This is a genomic window from Aeromicrobium sp. UC242_57 (assembly GCF_044452305.1).
Classification (GTDB): domain Bacteria; phylum Actinomycetota; class Actinomycetes; order Propionibacteriales; family Nocardioidaceae; genus Aeromicrobium.
Map to the genome: position 1 here is coordinate 1,158,696 of NZ_JBIOAM010000003.1, position 16,062 is coordinate 1,174,757.

Here is a 16,062-nt window from a genome sequence, read left to right on the forward strand (position 1 = left end):
CAGACACCTATTTGGGAGTCTCATGTTCACGAATACTGCTCGCAAGAATCGCGCCATGCTCATCGCGTTGGCCGCTGCTGTGATCGTTGCCGTCGGGGCCACTGCCTTCGCCTACTGGACGTCGGAAGGCGAGGGGTCTGGGTCAGGCGCGACTGGCACCAGCTCGGTCTTCGTCGTCACCAGCACCCCCCGCGACGACGCCGCCCCTCAAGCCAGGCGTTGGGGTGCAGACCGTCGACTTCGAGGTAGAGAATCCGTCCGACAGCGCGCAGACCCTGACGAACGTGGCGGTCACGGTGGCCAAAGCCGACGGCACCCCGTGGACGAGCGTCGAAGGATGTTCGGCAGCTGACTACACCCTCGGTGACGCCGACATCACCTACGCCGACATGGCGGCAGGTGCGACCGCTGAGGGCACCGTGTCGTTGCAGATGGTCAACGCGGCGACCGACCAGGACGGGTGCAAGAACGCTTCGGTCCCGCTGTACTTCGTCGCCAGCTGATCGACATGACCTGCGTGACGCTTCCAGACACCGGCGGGCCGGCCGCAACCTGGCTGGTCGGGGCTCTGGTCTGCGTGCTCGCAGGATGCTGGTTGGTGCGTCGCGGCCGCGCTTCACACGGTCGCGGCCTGGGGGTCGTGCTCGTGGTCGTCGTCGCGTCTGGACTTCTGGTGGCGCACCCGCCACCGGGTCAGGCCGCCGCCGGCTGCGAGAGCGGCTCGCAACCGGCGGAGACGCCGCACGCCTTGACGATCGAGCAGACCTCGATCATCAAGGGCCTTGCACCAGCTGTGGCGCCCACCGCGATCATCGGCACCGTGACCAACACGTCGCAGGACTCGACCTACGTGACCGATGTGACGGTGCGCATCACGTCAGTCACCAAGCAAAGAGGACAGTCCGAGGGAGCCTGCACGGCATCCGACTACGTGCTGCTGAGCTCCCAGATGCCGGTCAACCGGCCTTTGCCCAAGCTGTCGGCGGTCACCTTCTCCGGTGCCTCGATCGGTTTCCGGAACACGTCACGCAATCAGGACACCTGCCAGGGAGCCACCGTGCACCTCGGCTACGTCAGCGGATCTCGTTGACGGGGTGTGTCTTTGTCGCGTTGTGGACCCCTTGCGGACGTAATGTGCATGCATGAATGACGACGCGGCAGTCGAGGCTCTGCAGGCTCTGGTTCGGATCCCGACGGTCAGCGATCGCGATCCTGAGCAGGTCGACAACGGAGCGTTCGACCAGGCGCTCGACGAGCTGGCCAGCCGTTTCCCGTTGCTGCACGAGCAGCCGAGCTGACCCGTATCGACACCCACGGCCTGTTGTTCCACTGGGCGGGCACCAGCGCCGAGAAGCCCGTGATCCTGATGGCGCATCTCGACGTCGTGCCGGTCGAGGGCACGTGGCAGTACCCGCCGTTCAGCGGCAAGATCGTCGACGGCAACATCTGGGGCCGTGGCACGCTCGACGACAAGGGCAGCCTGGTCGGCATCTGCGCTGCCGTCGAGATGCTCCTCGCCGACGGATTCACCCCCGCACACGACATCTGGCTGTCCTTCGGCTGCAACGAAGAGGTCTCAGGTCAGGCCGCGACGCTGGCCGTCGAAGAGCTGACACGCAGAGACGTCCAGCCGTGGTTCGTGATCGACGAAGGCGGCGCGATCGCGAGCGAGGCGTTCCCGGGGGTGGCTGCACCGATCGGCGTCATCGGTCTGACCGAGAAGGGCGTGACCTCGCTGGAGCTGCGGGTCGAGGGCCGAGGCGGTCACGCGTCCACGCCGGCCAAGATGGGCCCCACGGCGCGTATCGCCCGCGCCATCACCCGCATCGATCGTTCACCGATGTCGGCCAGCGTGCCGGCGCCGACAGTCGAGCTGCTGAAACGCATGGGCAAACATGCTCCGCGGGCGGTCAGACCGCTCATGACCCAGGCCGACCGCATCAAGCCGCTGCTGACCAAGGCACTGATCGCTGCGGGCCCCGAGTCCGCCGCGATGACCCGCACGACCTTCGCGATCACCACGTTGTCAGGCGCACCCGCCCTCAACGTCATCGCCTCGACCGCGAAGGCCGGTGTCAACATCCGCATCATGGTCGGCGACACCGTGGCCGACGTGATCGAGCACGTTCGCACCGTCATCAAGGACGACAAGGTGCACATCGACGTCATCGAGCAGAACGAGCCCAGCCCCATCTCGCCGATGGACGAGGCCTTCGAGCTGATCGAGTCGACGATCACCGAGATCTTCCCCGACGCGGTGCCGTCGCCCTACGTCATGATGGCCGCGACCGACTCGCGCTTCTTCACCGCGATCTGTCCGCGGGTCTACCGGTTCGCACCGTTCAGGATGACCAAGGCCCAGCGCGAGTCGATCCACTCCTACGACGAGCACCTCGGCGTGGACGCCTTCCTCGACGGTGTCCGCTGGTATCGCCGCCTGATCGAGAGGCTCCCCGCATGACGGTTTCGGCAGGCTCAACCGGCAGGGGCAGCGGAAGTGGCGGGACTGCGGTCAAGGGCCTCGCCGCGATCGTCGGGTTCCTCGTCGCGGTCGAGATCGCCAGCGGTGTGCTGCAGGGCTACTACACGCCGATCTACCCGCAGATCGCCGAGCACCTCGACATCTCCGAGGGCGATATCAACTGGTTCGAGGCAGCCCAGCTGATCGTCTCGGCCCTCGCGATCCCACTGCTCGCACGGCTCGGCGACCTCGTTGGCCACAAGAAGGTACTGGTCGGTGCCACCGCCGTCACGGCGCTCGGATCGTGGATCACGGTGGTGGCACCGTCGTTCACGACGTTCCTGATCGGCTGGGCGCTGCAAGGCGCCGCAGTGATCTGGCTGCCGTTGGAGATCGCGATCATCCACCGTCGCACCCGCGCATCGGGCCGTCAGTCGCTGCTCACCCGACGTGGCGCCGCGGTGCTGGTCGGTGCGCTCGAGCTCGCGGTCATCATCGGAGCCCTGACCAGCGGCGCGATCGTCGACAGTCTCGACATGACCGTCGTCCTCGCGGTGCCGGCGATCGTCGTCACGTTGGTGCTCGTGCTGATCTGGTTCGGCATCGAGGACGCGCCGGGGGAGTCGTCCGGCGGAATCGACTGGGCCGGCCTCGGTCTGGTGACTGCGGCGCTGAGCCTGGTGATGGCCGGGCTGGTGCTCGTTCGACTGGACGGCGCCGGGAGCGTACGTGCTTGGCTCGTGATGCTGCTCGGCGTCCTGGTCCTCGTGCCGTTCGTCCGCCACGAACGTGCTGTCAGCGACCCGATCGTGGACGTCGACCTGCTCGCCAGCCCGAACCAGTGGCCGATCCAGCTGACGGCATTCCTGTTCGGCATCCCCGTGCTCGGCGGCCAGATCCCGCTGTCGACGTTCGCTCAGGCCGACCCTGACGTGCGTGGCTACGGCCTCGGCGCCGACTCCGGCTTCGTGTCGACGTTGATCGGCGTGTACGTCATCACGCTCGCGATCGGCGCGTTCACGTTGCCGGTGACGACCAGGCTGCTCGGTGTGCGGCGGACGTTGATCATGGCGTGCCTGCTCGTCGCCGGCGGCTACGCACTGTGGCTGCCGTTCCACGACACGACCCTGCAGGCCATCACCAACATGGCGATCGCTGGCCTCGGGTCCGGTGCGCTCGTCGCATCGTTGCCCGCAGCCGCCGCGGCGGCAGCACCGCCGGAGCGGACAGGTATCGCGACCGGCATGACCAACGGCACCAAGGTCATCGGCGGCGCGATTGCCTCGTCGGTCTTCGCGATCGCGCTGGCATCCACCGGGTCGATCGACAAGCTCGGCGAAGAGTCGACCAACGCTCCGTTGTCGGGCTATCTCGTGGTGTGGTCTGTCTGTGCGGGCGCGGCGCTGCTCGCCGCGATCGCGCTGGCCCTGGCGCCGAGAGTCGCCTTCTCGGAGCATGCCGAGGTGGTGTGAGGACGTTCATCCACAGGTCGTGAACGACGAGGCAGTCGGTGTCGGATGCTCCGACTAGTCTCGGAACGTGCCCACGACCATCAGCGCTCTGACCGATGTCGAGCTGCGGCGTGCCTTCGACTCAGGTGCCATGACCCGGGGCACGGGGTACGGATTCATGGGCCGGGCGGCAGTCCACACCATCGATCCCGACGAGCAGTTCGCGAGCGCGACCGTGACCGGCTCTGGCACCCAGGTGTACTTCACCTCGGTCCAGCTCAGCGAAGACCGCCACGGAGAGACCCTCATCTCCGGATCGTGCACGTGCCCGGTCGCGATCAACTGCAAGCACGCTGTGGCACTGATCGTCGAGCTTCGCAGAACGCAGCCGCGGGTGGCCCCCGCGGCCCGAGCCGATCTGCCCGACGACGGTTGGCGACAACGACTGCATGCGACCCCCACAGAGCCTCCTTGGCGATCGACGCTCGAGCCCCTGGTCGACCGGCGTGACGCTCGGACCAAGACCGACTGGGCGCTTCAGCTTGACCTCGAACCGTCCTACTACCGCGGCGAGGCGCTGCTGTCCGCGAGGCCACTCAAACGCGGGGCGACGGGCAAGTGGATCAAGACCGGCGCCTCGTGGCAGTCCGTCCAGAAGCAGGCCGCCGTCAGCGAGGCCAGCTCGCAGGTCAGCGCCCTCGCCGAGCTCCAGACCGCCGCCGGTCCCGACTATTCGCATCGTCCCCGGTCCGATGGCACGATCAACCTGGCCAACCTGAGCCGCGACGCCTGGCGCATCTTCGTCCGCCTCGCCGATGCCGGAGTCACGCTGATCGGACCGAGCCGTGGAGAGGTCACGATCATCACGCCGGCACTCTCGGTCGCGGTCAACGTGGCCCCCGATGATGACGGCGGACTCATCGTCTCGGCGAGTCCCTCCGACGTCTCGATCACCGACGCCCAGGCGGCTGACCGCACCATGCTGCTCGGCCAGCCCGTTCACGGCATCGTGGCCTGGGACGACGACTACCCGTCGCGGCTGTGGCTGGCGCCGTTCGACAAGCCTCTCGACCCGTCGCTGGTTGCTCTCGTGCAGAGCCAGCGTGGAGTCCGGGTGCCGCCGGCCGACGTTGCCGAGTTCATGGGCGACTTCTACCCACAGCTCAAGCGCACCCTCGGCACGGTCCGGGTCGACCCACGCATCACGGTCCCCGAGATCAGTCCGCCACGTCTGATGGTGACGGTCAAGCACGACGGACTCGCAGCCGAGGTGATCTGGGGCTTCCAGTACGACGTCAACGGCGAGTCACGCCAGGCATCGTGGGCACATGGCCGCGAGCAGTTCCGTGACCCCGGCGCAGAGTGGGATCTCGTCGACTCCTTCGTACCGCCCGACGGTGTCCCGGTCACGACAGATCAGCGCGGACGCATCCAGCTGGTGCCGCACACTCGCATCGACGGGTATCCGGCGGCCCTTTTCAGCGAGGACGTCATCCCCAAGCTCATCGCCGATGGCATCGCCGTCGAGGTCGAGGGCGAACGTCCCAACTACCGGCTGGCCAAGACCGCGCCGGTCGTCCACATCTCGCTCGAGGACGGCAAAGATCCCAAGAGCGACTGGTTCGACCTTGCTGTAACGGTCACGATCGAGGGAGAGAAGGTCCACTTCGGGCCGTTGTTCGCCGCGCTCGTGTCCGGCGAGAGTCATCTCGTCCTGCTCAGCGGCACCCATTTCTCGCTTGATCGGCCAGAGCCCTCCAGCTGCGCCAGCTCATCGAGGAGGCCCGTGAGCTCACCGACCGCCGGAGCGATCAGCTGCGGGTCAACCGCTTTCACGCGGGCTTCTGGGACGAGCTCAAGGCGCTCGGCGTCGTCGAGCGGCAGTCCAGCCGGTGGAGCGAGACAGTGGGTGCGTTGGCCTCGCTCGACGAGATCCCGAGCCCTGACCTGCCGCCCGGCCTCCTCGCCGATCTGCGTCCCTATCAGCGTGACGGGTACGCCTGGCTGAGCTTTCCTCGCCGACCATCAGCTGGGCGGCATCCTGGCTGATGACATGGGTCTCGGCAAGACGATCCAGGCCCTCGCCATGATCGTGCGGCAGGTCGACCGCGGCAGTGGGCCGTTCCTCGTCGTCGCCCCCACCAGCGTCGTCAGCAACTGGGCGAAAGAAGCCGAGAAGTTCGCGCCAGGGCTGAACGTCGTCACGATCTCCGGCACCCGCAGACGGCGCGGCAATCGAGCTCGCCGACGCCGTCGACGGTGCCGATCTCGTGATCACGTCCTACGCGCTGTTCCGCATCGAGAACGAGGCGTACGCCCAGCAGAGCTGGGCCGGGCTGGTGCTCGACGAGGCGCAGTTCGTCAAGAATCACCACGGCAAGACCTACCAGTGCGTGCGACGGCTCGAAGCACCGTTCAAGCTCGCCATCACCGGCACGCCGCTCGAGAACTCGCTGATGGACCTGTGGTCGATGCTGTCGATCGTCGCCCCGGGGCTCTACCCAGATCCGCAACGATTCGCCGAGAACTACCAACGCTCGATCGAGGCCGGCCACGGAAAGGCCAAGCTCGAGCTGCTGCAGCGTCGAGTGCGTCCGCTGATGCGACGCCGCACCAAGGAAGAAGTGGCCTCCGACCTGCCGCCCAAGACCGAGCAGGTGCTGCAGGTGGCGCTCAATGCCAAGCACGCCCGCATCTACCAGACCCATCTGCAACGGGAACGCCAGAAGGTCATGGGGCTGCTGGCCGACGAGTCGTCCGACCACCGCTTCGAAGTGCTCAGCTCGCTGACGAAGCTGCGGTTGCTGAGCCTCGACCCAGGTTTGGTCGACGAGCAGCACGACGATGTCGGTTCGGCCAAGATCGACGTCCTCATGGAGCACCTCGAAGAAGTGACCGCCGAAGGCCACCGGGTCCTGGTGTTCAGCCAGTTCACCAAGTACCTCACCAGGGTGCGATCCCGACTCGACGACGCATCAATCCCGTATGCCTACCTCGATGGACGCACCCGCAACCGGACGGCCGCCATCGAACAATTCACCTCGGGGGAGCGGCCGGTCTTCGTGATCAGCCTCAAGGCCGGCGGGTTCGGGCTCAACCTGACCGAGGCTGACTATTGCTACGTCCTCGATCCGTGGTGGAATCCCGCCACCGAGGCGCAAGCAGTCGACCGGGCTCATCGCATCGGGCAGACCCGGCCGGTCATGGTCTACCGGCTCGTCTCGAGCGACACGATCGAGGAGAAGGTCATGGAGCTCAAGGCCCGCAAGTCGGCGCTGTTCGACGCGGTCCTCGACGATGGTGCTTCACTGTCAGGGGCGCTCAGCAAGGACGACATCCGTGGTCTGTTCGGTCACTGAGCAAGACAGCGCGCTTGCCTGACCAGTCTTGGGGTAGTCATGGTGCATGAGTCTTCTCAGCCATCCCCTCAAGAAGCTGACCTTGATCGCCGCGTTCGCAGGCGGCTACGTGCTCGGTGCCAAAGCCGGCCGCGAACGCTACGACCAGATCGTGCAGGCGGCCAGCCAGGTCGCTGATGACCCGCGGGTCAAAGAAGCGACCGCGCGCGCCGAAGACCTCGCCCGTGAGGCCGCGACCCGGGTGACCGAGGATCCTCGCGTCAAGGACGTCGTCGCGCGCGCCGAAGACGTGCTGCGGGACGCCGGTCTCAAGCAGGACAGTCTCAAGCAGACCGATCTCAAGCAGGACGAACAGCAGCCCGTCCACCCGCTGCTGAAGGACGAGCACTTCGAGTCAGACGACGAGCTCGTCTACAGCACCGGCCCCGACATCGAGGAGACCATCGACGGCTTGCCGACGTCAACGAGGGCGACCAGGCGATCGGCGGTCAGCACCGTGGTGAGTCATCCTCAGGAGCGTGACGGGCCGGCACCCTACTTCGCGAGCAGCTTCCGCGCGCCAGCTTTCCACCACGTCCCAGCAGCGGGTCCGCCGTTGCACAGGCCGTCGGACTCACCCGGGTTCTTGACCCACAGGTACGCCTGCAGCTGTCCTTTGCGGTAGATCCGCGGCTTGGCTCCGATGCGCGCTGCGGGCGGGTTGCAGAACTCGCCAGGGAGCACCTTGCTGCTGCCATTGCGCGACGTGTCGATGACGTAGCGCTTGCCGGTGATCTTGAGCTTCCGCAGCTCGGCGATCACGTCGGCGGCGTAGGTCTTCTCGGCCTTGGTCGGCTGAAAAGCTTGCGACGTTCGTGGCAAAACCCCTGGTGTAGGCGATGCCCGATGACTTCAGGCGTTCCGCCATGACACTGGGTGCACGCCAGTTCGAGTGACCGGCATCGAGATAGACCCAGACGCCAGCGGCCTTCAGCTTCTTGGCCGCATAGCGGAGCAGACCGGTCCGGTCGCCCTGCTCGGGGCAGTCACCGAGCATCGCCAGGGCGTCCGGTTCGAGGATGGCAATTGCCTTCTTGCCCTTGAGCCCTGAGGCGAGCTGGGCGACCCACTTGCGATACTGCACCGCGGTGAAGCTGCCTGCGGAGTGCGAGCCACAATCACGGGCAGGAATCGCGTAGATCGCGACGACGGGGGTCCGCTTCTTCTTGACGGCGCGGTTGGCGTAGGTCCGCACAGCGGCGCGCACCTTGGTCGGATCGAGGTAGTCGGTCGCCCAGAACGCCTGGGGCGTTCGAGCGAGCTTCTTGACCCGCGCATCCTTCTTGGCGGCCTTCGCGGCGCTGCTGAGCGTGTCGACGTACAGGCTACGGGTCAGACGCGGATCGGCCTTGGCGGACGCCGGCGCGGTAAGGGCAGACAAGGTCAGTGCCGTGGTGATGAGGGTGACAGCGAGCAGGCGCCAACGAAGGTTCACCCGAGAAGTTTAGGGCTCGTTCGGCTCGTCGAGCTGGGTATCGAGACGAATCCACATGTCGTGCGCGTCGTCATAGGCGTCGAGAGGCATCCCGAGCTCGCGACGGGTGCGGTAACGACCGTTGAGGCAGATGAGCGGCAACCGGTCGACGTGCCCGGGCTGCAGGTCGCGCAGCGGGATCGTGAACCAGCGCAACGCCTCGCGGAAGCGTCCAGACTCTTCGAGTGCCTCACCGATCCAGCCGTAGTCGCCGATGACCAGGCCGTCCTTGCGACTGAGCTGCATCAGGGTGTCGAGCATCTCGGTGATCCAGGCCTCGTCGCCCGACCGCAGGGCGACGGTCAGCATGCCGCTGCGCGGGTTGAGCGTCGTCTTGCCGCCATCGGCAATCGCGGCCTCATACGTCTCGCGTGCTTCCTCGAGGTCGCCCTTGGCCGTCAGGTCGTCTGCCAGATAGGTGAGGTACTCGGCGCGTTCGGCGTGGCCGGCCGGGAACTCGGCCAGCTTTCGCCGGTAGGTCGCGATCCGGTACTCGGCGTCGGGTGCGCCACTGATCGCGTCGAGTTCGTCGCTGATGCCGTCGAGGTACATAGCGCAATTCTGACAGTTTTCCCCAGGCAATGGTCACCTGAACGTGTTTCCACAGTCTGCAGTGGGATGAACATCCCATCTTGGCTGTCGAACTAGCGTGAAACGACGACAAACGAAGGAGCCATGATGGACGACCCCAGCCCGCCCTCGGACGTCAACGTCCGTGGCAAGGACGCGTCCCGCCCGGATGACGTGCGATCTGGTCTCCGCGCGTTCATCCTCGAGCAGGCGAGTGGGCGGACTGAGCAGACCATCGCGCGGTACGTACAGGTCGCCGACGACTTCATGACGTTCTTGGCTGAGGTCGACGTGACACCGTGGCTTGGCCCCGAGCTGGCTGCGCACCTCGACGCCCAACGACGCCAGCCGACCGGTCACGACTTCTTGGCGACGCTGGGACTGATGTCGCTCGTGCGCGTCCTGCCGAGCCTTCGTCGCTGAACCGTGGCTGCCCCAGGGGACGACAGAACGGCGAACGCATCGGATCGTGGTCAAGCACATCGCGCGTTACTTGCGACTCCAGACGGTCACGCAGGGCTGCTTCCGGCGCCACGACTTCCGGGCCATCGACCAGGCACTCGGCCATTCCTACACGCGTGCAGAGAGCCACCCCGACCCGCTGGGCGGACTCACCTGCCGAGTTCGTGACCTGCACGTTGACCCTCGATCTGCGTGAGCGGCTCCTCGACTCCCTCCTCGACGAGGTCAACGAGCACCAGCACGAGTCGATCGAAGCAGCCGTCGCAGCCCGGCTCAACCCGGTTCCGGTCACGGTGTGGATGGACCCTGACGAGGCTGCCCACCGCTCACGAGGCTGGTGAGACAGCTCAAAGACTGTCCAACCGGGCACGGATGTCGTCCAGGATCCGCGGTGGGAACTCCGACGTGCGGCGGCACCGGTCGACGAGGTACACGATCTTGTTCATGCGCGGTCCCGGCAGCTCCAGGCCACGTGAGATCAGTGCAGGCCGCAGCAGGTTGCGGTCGAACGCGCCGTCGCTGGGCACCTCGGTGCTGCGCCATCGGGCGAAGGCCGCCTTCAGGTCACCGTGCGCGACGACCCCGTTGTCGGGTGACAACGCCACGGCGATCGCGGCCACGAGCCACGCGTCGTCGTGCTGCAGCGAGTCGACGCCGAGCTGGACGGTGCCTGAGTCTGCCAGCGGCAGCGCAGGGGCGTCGAAGGTGGCGACTGCCGCAAACGTCAGGTCGGGATACCGCAGCTCGATCCGACAGCCGCTGTGCGGCAACGAGATCTTCTGGCCTGGGGCGGGTGTCGTCGAAGTGCCGAACGGGGTGGTCAGCCGACCACGGCCCCGTCGGCTCGTTGCCCGCGGTGCAGCACCGGTCCTGCCGACGTCGCGGTGATGACCATCGCGGGATCGCTGACATAGGGCAGTCTCACGAAGACGTACGTCGACCCGCCGACCTCTCGTGACACGATCGGCGTCTGCTGCGGCAACGTCATCCGACGGGCCAGCACGAACACGGCGCCGTCGGCGAGCGTCGCCTCGCCAGCATGCGACTCACCGGCCGACCAGGCGATGTGCAGCACCAGCGCTCCTTCGTGGAATGTGTTCCGCCGTGGCTCGACTTCGGCCACGACTGACCCTGACGATGATGTCATGCCCGGAACTCTCTCCACCTTGACCTTCAACCTGCTGATCGTCGTGTTGTTCGTCGCCGTCGTCTTCGCGGCGTTGCGCATCGCGCAGAGCATCTTCGGGACGAGCTCCAAACGTGCCGCGGCAACCGAGGTGGCCGCCAAGCTCGTGTCGTACCCGACTGGCTCGGCTGCCGTCCTGCGACGCCGCTTCGTCCGTGCGTTGACCAGCCAGCACGTCGTGATGCCGAGCGGTGAGCGGTTGGCGTTCGCCGAGCTCACGGTGCGGGTTGCTCCCGAAGATCTCGAGCGGTTGGATCCCGACGGAGATCTCGAGCGTCTCGGTGAGGACGGCGCCAAGCTGTACGCCGATCACGCCGAGCGCGCCGGGTGGGCCGTCCCTCAGCTCGTGACCGTCACGGTAGAAGTCGATCCGGGGCTGCGGTCGGGGTGGGTCCCGCCAGCCAGAGGCAGTGGAAGGGCGGAGGTCGCACCCCGGCCCGTCCAGCGTCCATCAGTGGGCTGGGACGTCGTGGGGGAGTCGAAGGCGGACGACCCGGCGGCGACGATGGGCTTCCCGGCCCTGGTGCCTGCCCTCGACGACACGGCTCCGACGATGAACGTCGCCGCCGGGCTGCGACTCGAACGCGATGGAAGCCTGTTCACCGTCGCCGGCGATGCCGTTCTGGGGCGCCTGCCCGAGAGCGCTGTGCCGTTCGACAACCCCGAGGTCTCCTACCGGCACGCCGCACTGCGCCGGCAGGGCACGATCTGGGAGGTCAAGGACCTCGGCAGCACGAACGGCACCGCGGTCGACGGACACCGCATCGACGACTGGACTCCTCTGCACCCAGGGTCGGTCGTCGCACTCGCCGGCGTGCGCGTCGTGGCGTCACCTGACACGGCTGGCACGGTCCACCTGCGCGGCGTCACCACTCACTAGGTTCAATAGAGGCAGACGACGTACGTTCACAGTGAGGTGTCGATGAGAAGCGGGAGGATCACTCTGATGTCAGATCCTCTGTCGACGACGCCGGTGACGACCTCCAGCACGCCGCCTGCCACAACCGTCCCCGTCGGGTCCAGGTTCGAGATGCTGGGGCGCATCGGTGCCGGCAACCACGGTGTCGTGTTCCGCGCCCGGGACAGCCAGCTGCAACGCGAAGTGGCGATCAAGCGGTTCTCGCACTTTGTCGCCGACGACCCCCGGGCCATGCGACGCATCACCCGCGAGGTGGGGACGCTGGCACGGGTGTCGCACCGCAACGTCGTGACGGTGCACGACCTGGTGCACATGCCCGATGGAGACGGTGAGGTCACCCCGCACCTGGTCATGGAGCTGGTCGAGGGGACGTCGCTGCGTGACCTGCTCAACCGGCAAGGTCCGAGCCTCCGCTCGGTCATCGTGGTCCGCGGAGTGCTGGAAGGGCTGATCGCCTGCCACCAGGCCGGCATCCTGCATCTCGACATCAAGCCGGCCAATGTCTTGGTGACTCCCGACGGGGGCGTCAAGATCGTCGACTTCGGCATTGCCCGTGCGGCGTCGGACGCCACGGCGACGGTGGCCGGGACTCCGCACTACATGGCCCCCGAGCAGTTCGAGGGCAACGCCGACGAGCGCAGCGACGTCTACTCCGTCGGCTGCCTGCTGTACGAGTGCCTGACCGGCGTGCCGCCGTTCCAAGGCACGATGGCCTCGCCGCTCCTGGCGCACCGCACTCAGCCGCGTCCTGATCCGCGCGACATCACACCGCAGGTCAGTGCCTCGCTCGTCGCGGTCGTGCACCGGGCCATGGCGGTAGATCCTGATCAGCGGTTCGCCAGCGTCGAGGAGATGCTGCGTGCCCTCGAAGCGGTGGGTGACGGTGTCGACCTGGCTCAGCCAGTGCGGCCGGTGATACCTGTCGGACCCGCAGCGGCGCCGTCAGCTCCGCCTCGGCCGTCCACGCCGACCATGGTCACTACGCCGGGCCGGTGGTGACGCGGTGGTGAAGCTCAGACGTACGCCATCGGCTTGGCGCTCAGCGCCTTCGTCGTCGCGCTGCTGCCGGGTCTCGTGTGGCTGACGACAGCCTTCGTCCCCGTACAACTTCCAGCCACCGGCGATGCGCGACAACGACGCGGGTGCCTGGTGGATGCTCGCCGTCATCTTCGCCGCAGGGTTCCTGCTGCTGCGACGCCGCTCCTTCTTGCCGAGATTGGGTGGACCATCGATCGGTGAGCCGTTGCCGCCGAGACGGGTCGACGGCCCGATGCGCTGCCGGGTTGCGGACCGCAGCCGGTGCTGCGCTGCGCGGATCGCTCCCGATGTTGTTCCCGCTGTACGTGCTGTTCGGTCTCGGCGCTGGTCGAGGCCGGAGGAGTCCGTGGCCCGATGACGTCCTCGGCACGGGCTGGGGCATCGCCTGGGTGCTGATGCCACTCGCGGCGGTGGGCTTGGCCCTGCGAAGCGTCTCTCGGGTGCGGCTTCGCTTTGGCTCGATGCTGATGGCGACGATTTACCTCGCTGGCGCGGCCTTGGCCGCCATCTTGTTCGTCGCCTACCCCTACGCTCTCTGACCTATCGCAGAAAGAGCCATGTCGCGCCGGCGCTGGCTGCGAAGGCAACAGTTGCCAGGGCAACGACGACTCTCGTCCGGAGGCCCGAAGCGCCGCGGTCGCCGTGACCGCCCGCCGCGACGTCCTGGCGAGCCGTCGGCCAGGTCGGGCAGCCGAGTGGACCGTGCCTGTGGGTCGAGCGCCATCGTCCTGGCCAGGGCTGGTCGACCGCCGTCCGATCGAGTGGCGCCGGCAGCGACCGGGTAGCCGCGACGAGCGCGGGTCGATCGGTGCCAGTTCGCGTGACGAGAGTCATCGGGTCGCTGACGTCGAACGGCAGCGATCCGGTCAGCAGGACATATGTGACGACGCCCAGCGCGTACACGTCGCACCGCTGATCGATCGGACGTCCCAGCGCCTGCTCGGGTGCCATGTACGACGGGGTTCCGGTCGTCACGGTGATACCACTGGCCTCGGCGAGCCGTTTCGCGCTGCCGAGGTCGGCGACCAGCACGCGTTCGGGTGCCGTCGGGCTGCACGGAGACCAGCAGGTTGCTGGGCTTGATGTCGCGGTGCACGACGCCTGACTCGTGCAGCACGCTCACCGCACGGGCCGACTCCGCTGCCAGGTGCAGGGCATGGCCGGCGTCGAGGCTTCCATCTGCCCGGTCGGCGAGCGTGCCACCGGCGATGAAGTCCATCACGAAGAAGGGCTGGTCACCGTGGGTGCCGACGTCGTGCACGCGCACGACCCGATCACTCGCGATCCTTCGCAGCAGTCGGGCCTCGGCAAGAAAACGTTCGCGGACGTCGGCGTGGTGCGACCAGTTCTCGGCCAGGACCTTGACCGCGATGGGGATCTCGAGCTCGGTGTCGAAGCCACGCCACACCGTCGCGAAAAGCTTCCCGACCCATGCGCCGCGTCGAGCCGATAGCGACCGATCTGCCTCATGAGGAGACAGTATGAAGCATGGACACGACCGACTGGGAGACGTTGGTGGCGCGGGCGCGTGCCGAGCAGCCGCATGCGATGGAGGACCTCCTGGCTGCGGTGCGGCCGCTGGTCGTACGGCGCTGTGCGAAGTTCTTGCCCTACCGCCAGGATGCGGAGGAGGCCGCCCAAGAGGCGCTGCTCACGATCGCGACCCGACTGCACGACTTCACGGGGCGCGGCTCGTTCGTCGGCTGGGTCACCGTGATTGCCTCGAACCAGGCGCTGCAGACCTACCGATCGATGAAGAAGCGTTTCAACGACACCACGGCCGACGCTGTCGGGGAGCGACCTGACCCTCGTACGACCAGCGTCATCGCCGGCACCCGGCTCGATCTGCTCGACGCCCTCGACGCACTGCGCCGCGAGCATCCCACCGCCGTCGAGGCATTCGTCCTGCGTGACCTCGGCTCGCTGCCGTACGACGAGATCGCGGCGCTCACCGGCGCGCCGGTCGGCACTGTGAAGGCGCGCATCCACACAGCCCGCGGCTATGTTGCGCGCCAAGCTGGACTCCGCAGCGGGTGGATGAGAACTGGTGTGCGAGAACGGGCAACTTTTCGGCCGGTCAGCGCATCTACACCAGTGACAGACTCGTTCGAGCAGGAGAATGGCCATGATGAAGAAGCAACTAGCAGGGCTTGTCTTGGCAGTCAGCATCGCCGGCGGCGCTGGCACCGGTGTGCTGGCCAATGCGTTGACCACCGACAGCGACCGTTCCGCGAGCCCTGAGCCGCGGCTCGACGCCGAGCTCGACGCCGAGCGCCACCGCCACGCCCCCGACGTCCCTGAAGACTTCGTCCTGCAACCGGGTGCCGTCGGCCCAGTCAAGGCGGGATGTCCAAGGCCGCGGCACTGGCCACGGGATACTTCGTCGCCGATGTCGTTCCGGCCGTCGATGGTTGTGTGGCCCTTCCGCTGGTCTGGAAGGACAAGTACGCCCGTTCCTTCGACGTCCAGACGCTCGGCAACGGCGAGATCGTCTCCATCGGGGTGCGCGGCGACGGCATCACCACCTCCGACGGGATCGGCAAGGGCAGCACGTTCGACGAGGTGCGGGCGCAGTACCCGGAGGAGCAGCGCGTCGAAGCCGGCTACAGCCAGTCCGGCATCAGGGTGTTCGATCCGGAGAACGGCGGCTGGCTGGGCTTCCTGTTCGACCCCACGATCAGCGAGATCAGGGGTGACTGCACCGGTGACGTTCGTCGAGGTCACGAAGGGGTCTGAGCCCGGTCTGATGCGGGACGGCTGCTGAGCCTGGTCGTGCGCTCCACGATCAGTGCCGCAACGAACGCGCCCAGGGTGCCGAGCAAGCGTCGCTCAACGTGTCTTCGTAGGCGCCGTCGAGCTCGGTGCCGCGGCGGATGAACGTGTACCACTCGCCGGCTCCCAGCCCACGGCCAGGATGGCGCCGAGCCCGGTGATGCCGAAGACCAGCAGCCATCTCGGTCGGACGTCGGCCCTCGCGATCAGCAGGCCACAGCCCCACAGCAGAAGCATCCAGTTGACGAAGTGGTTGATGTTGTCCCACGGCTCGATCGTGTCGTAGAGGTTGAGGGTGTTGCCGGTGACATCGATGAAGAAGGGGGCCATG

Annotated in this window: 20 protein-coding genes and 3 pseudogenes; 16 read left to right on the plus strand and 7 right to left on the minus strand. The window is 67.0% G+C overall.

Translation table 11 applies throughout. The annotated features are described in order from the left end of the window. Positions 1-224 precede the first annotated feature (224 nt). The 8 genes and pseudogenes from ACHMWU_RS17470 to ACHMWU_RS17505 all read left to right on the plus strand — a co-directional run bounded on the left by ACHMWU_RS17470 (position 225) and on the right by ACHMWU_RS17505 (position 7,271). A complete protein-coding gene (locus ACHMWU_RS17470) occupies positions 225-503 on the plus strand; it encodes a hypothetical protein (RefSeq protein ID WP_396045512.1) in 279 nt (92 codons plus the stop codon). Positions 504-517: 14 nt separating this feature from the next. After that, a complete protein-coding gene (locus ACHMWU_RS17475) occupies positions 518-1,090 on the plus strand; it encodes a hypothetical protein (RefSeq protein ID WP_396045514.1) in 573 nt (190 codons plus the stop codon). A gap of 52 nt (positions 1,091-1,142) precedes the next feature. Continuing rightward, complete coding sequence (locus tag ACHMWU_RS17480; protein ID WP_396045516.1) at positions 1,143-1,298, plus strand: hypothetical protein; 156 nt, start codon at positions 1,143-1,145, stop codon at positions 1,296-1,298. A gap of 23 nt (positions 1,299-1,321) precedes the next feature. Further along, positions 1,322-2,461 (plus strand): M20/M25/M40 family metallo-hydrolase, encoded by a 1,140-nt coding sequence (locus ACHMWU_RS17485; protein ID WP_396045518.1) that lies wholly within the window; start codon positions 1,322-1,324, stop codon positions 2,459-2,461. Continuing rightward, entirely contained in the window at positions 2,458-3,933 is a 1,476-nt protein-coding gene (locus tag ACHMWU_RS17490; protein WP_396045520.1) for an MFS transporter, read from the plus strand. The genes ACHMWU_RS17485 and ACHMWU_RS17490 overlap by 4 nt, the downstream gene beginning before the upstream one ends. 67 nt (positions 3,934-4,000) lie before the next feature. After that, positions 4,001-5,920, plus strand: coding sequence for an SWIM zinc finger domain-containing protein (locus ACHMWU_RS17495; protein WP_396045522.1), 1,920 nt, complete (start codon positions 4,001-4,003; stop codon positions 5,918-5,920). Positions 5,921-5,950: 30 nt separating this feature from the next. Next, a pseudogene (locus tag ACHMWU_RS17500) lies at positions 5,951-6,139 on the plus strand (SNF2-related protein); the annotation flags it as partial. 7 nt (positions 6,140-6,146) lie between these two features. Continuing rightward, positions 6,147-7,271 carry a DEAD/DEAH box helicase gene (locus tag ACHMWU_RS17505; RefSeq protein WP_396046862.1) on the plus strand — a complete coding sequence of 375 codons (1,125 nt, stop codon included), beginning with the start codon at positions 6,147-6,149 and terminating at the stop codon, positions 7,269-7,271. A 534-nt stretch (positions 7,272-7,805) separates the two neighbouring features. On the opposite strand, the pseudogene ACHMWU_RS17510 reads toward ACHMWU_RS17505, so the two are convergent. Together ACHMWU_RS17510 and ACHMWU_RS17515 are read right to left on the minus strand one after the other, a co-directional pair. Beyond that, positions 7,806-8,745: pseudogene (locus tag ACHMWU_RS17510) on the minus strand (glycoside hydrolase family 6 protein). 9 nt (positions 8,746-8,754) lie between these two features. Beyond that, a complete protein-coding gene (locus ACHMWU_RS17515) occupies positions 8,755-9,336 on the minus strand; it encodes a hypothetical protein (protein ID WP_396045524.1) in 582 nt (193 codons plus the stop codon). 123 nt (positions 9,337-9,459) lie between these two features. Between ACHMWU_RS17515 and ACHMWU_RS17520 the strand changes: the two genes are divergently transcribed. Next, complete coding sequence (locus tag ACHMWU_RS17520; protein ID WP_396045526.1) at positions 9,460-9,777, plus strand: hypothetical protein; 318 nt, start codon at positions 9,460-9,462, stop codon at positions 9,775-9,777. A gap of 155 nt (positions 9,778-9,932) precedes the next feature. Continuing rightward, positions 9,933-10,157 (plus strand): hypothetical protein, encoded by a 225-nt coding sequence (locus tag ACHMWU_RS17525; protein ID WP_396045528.1) that lies wholly within the window; start codon positions 9,933-9,935, stop codon positions 10,155-10,157. Positions 10,158-10,163: 6 nt separating this feature from the next. Here the strand turns inward: ACHMWU_RS17525 and ACHMWU_RS17530 are convergent, their stop codons facing one another. After that, positions 10,164-10,586: a hypothetical protein gene (locus ACHMWU_RS17530; RefSeq protein ID WP_396045530.1), complete on the minus strand. Its 423-nt coding sequence runs from the start codon at positions 10,584-10,586 to the stop codon at positions 10,164-10,166. 50 nt (positions 10,587-10,636) lie between these two features. Further along, positions 10,637-10,891, minus strand: coding sequence for a hypothetical protein (locus ACHMWU_RS17535; RefSeq protein WP_396045532.1), 255 nt, complete (start codon positions 10,889-10,891; stop codon positions 10,637-10,639). A gap of 70 nt (positions 10,892-10,961) precedes the next feature. Between ACHMWU_RS17535 and ACHMWU_RS17540 the strand changes: the two genes are divergently transcribed. The 4 genes from ACHMWU_RS17540 to ACHMWU_RS17555 all read left to right on the plus strand — a co-directional run bounded on the left by ACHMWU_RS17540 (position 10,962) and on the right by ACHMWU_RS17555 (position 13,498). Further along, complete coding sequence (locus tag ACHMWU_RS17540; RefSeq protein WP_396045534.1) at positions 10,962-11,882, plus strand: FhaA domain-containing protein; 921 nt, start codon at positions 10,962-10,964, stop codon at positions 11,880-11,882. Positions 11,883-11,948: 66 nt separating this feature from the next. Beyond that, complete coding sequence (locus tag ACHMWU_RS17545) at positions 11,949-12,920, plus strand: serine/threonine-protein kinase (protein WP_396045536.1); 972 nt, start codon at positions 11,949-11,951, stop codon at positions 12,918-12,920. 33 nt (positions 12,921-12,953) lie between these two features. Continuing rightward, on the plus strand, positions 12,954-13,160 hold the full coding sequence (locus ACHMWU_RS17550; protein ID WP_396045538.1) for a hypothetical protein: 207 nt from the start codon (positions 12,954-12,956) through the stop codon (positions 13,158-13,160). Next, positions 13,157-13,498 (plus strand): hypothetical protein, encoded by a 342-nt coding sequence (locus ACHMWU_RS17555; RefSeq protein ID WP_396045540.1) that lies wholly within the window; start codon positions 13,157-13,159, stop codon positions 13,496-13,498. Before ACHMWU_RS17550 ends, ACHMWU_RS17555 begins: the two co-directional genes overlap by 4 nt. A 1-nt stretch (position 13,499) precedes the next feature. Here ACHMWU_RS17555 and ACHMWU_RS17560 read toward each other — a convergent pair whose 3' ends face one another. After that, complete coding sequence (locus ACHMWU_RS17560) at positions 13,500-13,991, minus strand: hypothetical protein (protein WP_396045542.1); 492 nt, start codon at positions 13,989-13,991, stop codon at positions 13,500-13,502. 37 nt (positions 13,992-14,028) lie between these two features. Then, positions 14,029-14,442, minus strand: a pseudogene (locus tag ACHMWU_RS17565) (protein kinase); the annotation flags it as partial. Positions 14,443-14,447: 5 nt separating this feature from the next. Here ACHMWU_RS17565 and ACHMWU_RS17570 point away from each other — a divergent pair. Then, the gene (locus ACHMWU_RS17570) at positions 14,448-15,200 is read left to right on the plus strand and encodes an RNA polymerase sigma factor (RefSeq protein ID WP_396045544.1); all 753 of its coding nucleotides are present in this window, start codon (positions 14,448-14,450) and stop codon (positions 15,198-15,200) included. 105 nt (positions 15,201-15,305) lie between these two features. Beyond that, entirely contained in the window at positions 15,306-15,695 is a 390-nt protein-coding gene (locus tag ACHMWU_RS17575; protein ID WP_396045546.1) for a hypothetical protein, read from the plus strand. Between the two features lie 93 nt (positions 15,696-15,788). On the opposite strand, the gene ACHMWU_RS17580 is transcribed toward ACHMWU_RS17575, so the two are convergent. After that, positions 15,789-16,061, minus strand: coding sequence for a hypothetical protein (locus ACHMWU_RS17580; protein ID WP_396045548.1), 273 nt, complete (start codon positions 16,059-16,061; stop codon positions 15,789-15,791). Position 16,062: the final 1 nt, after the last annotated feature.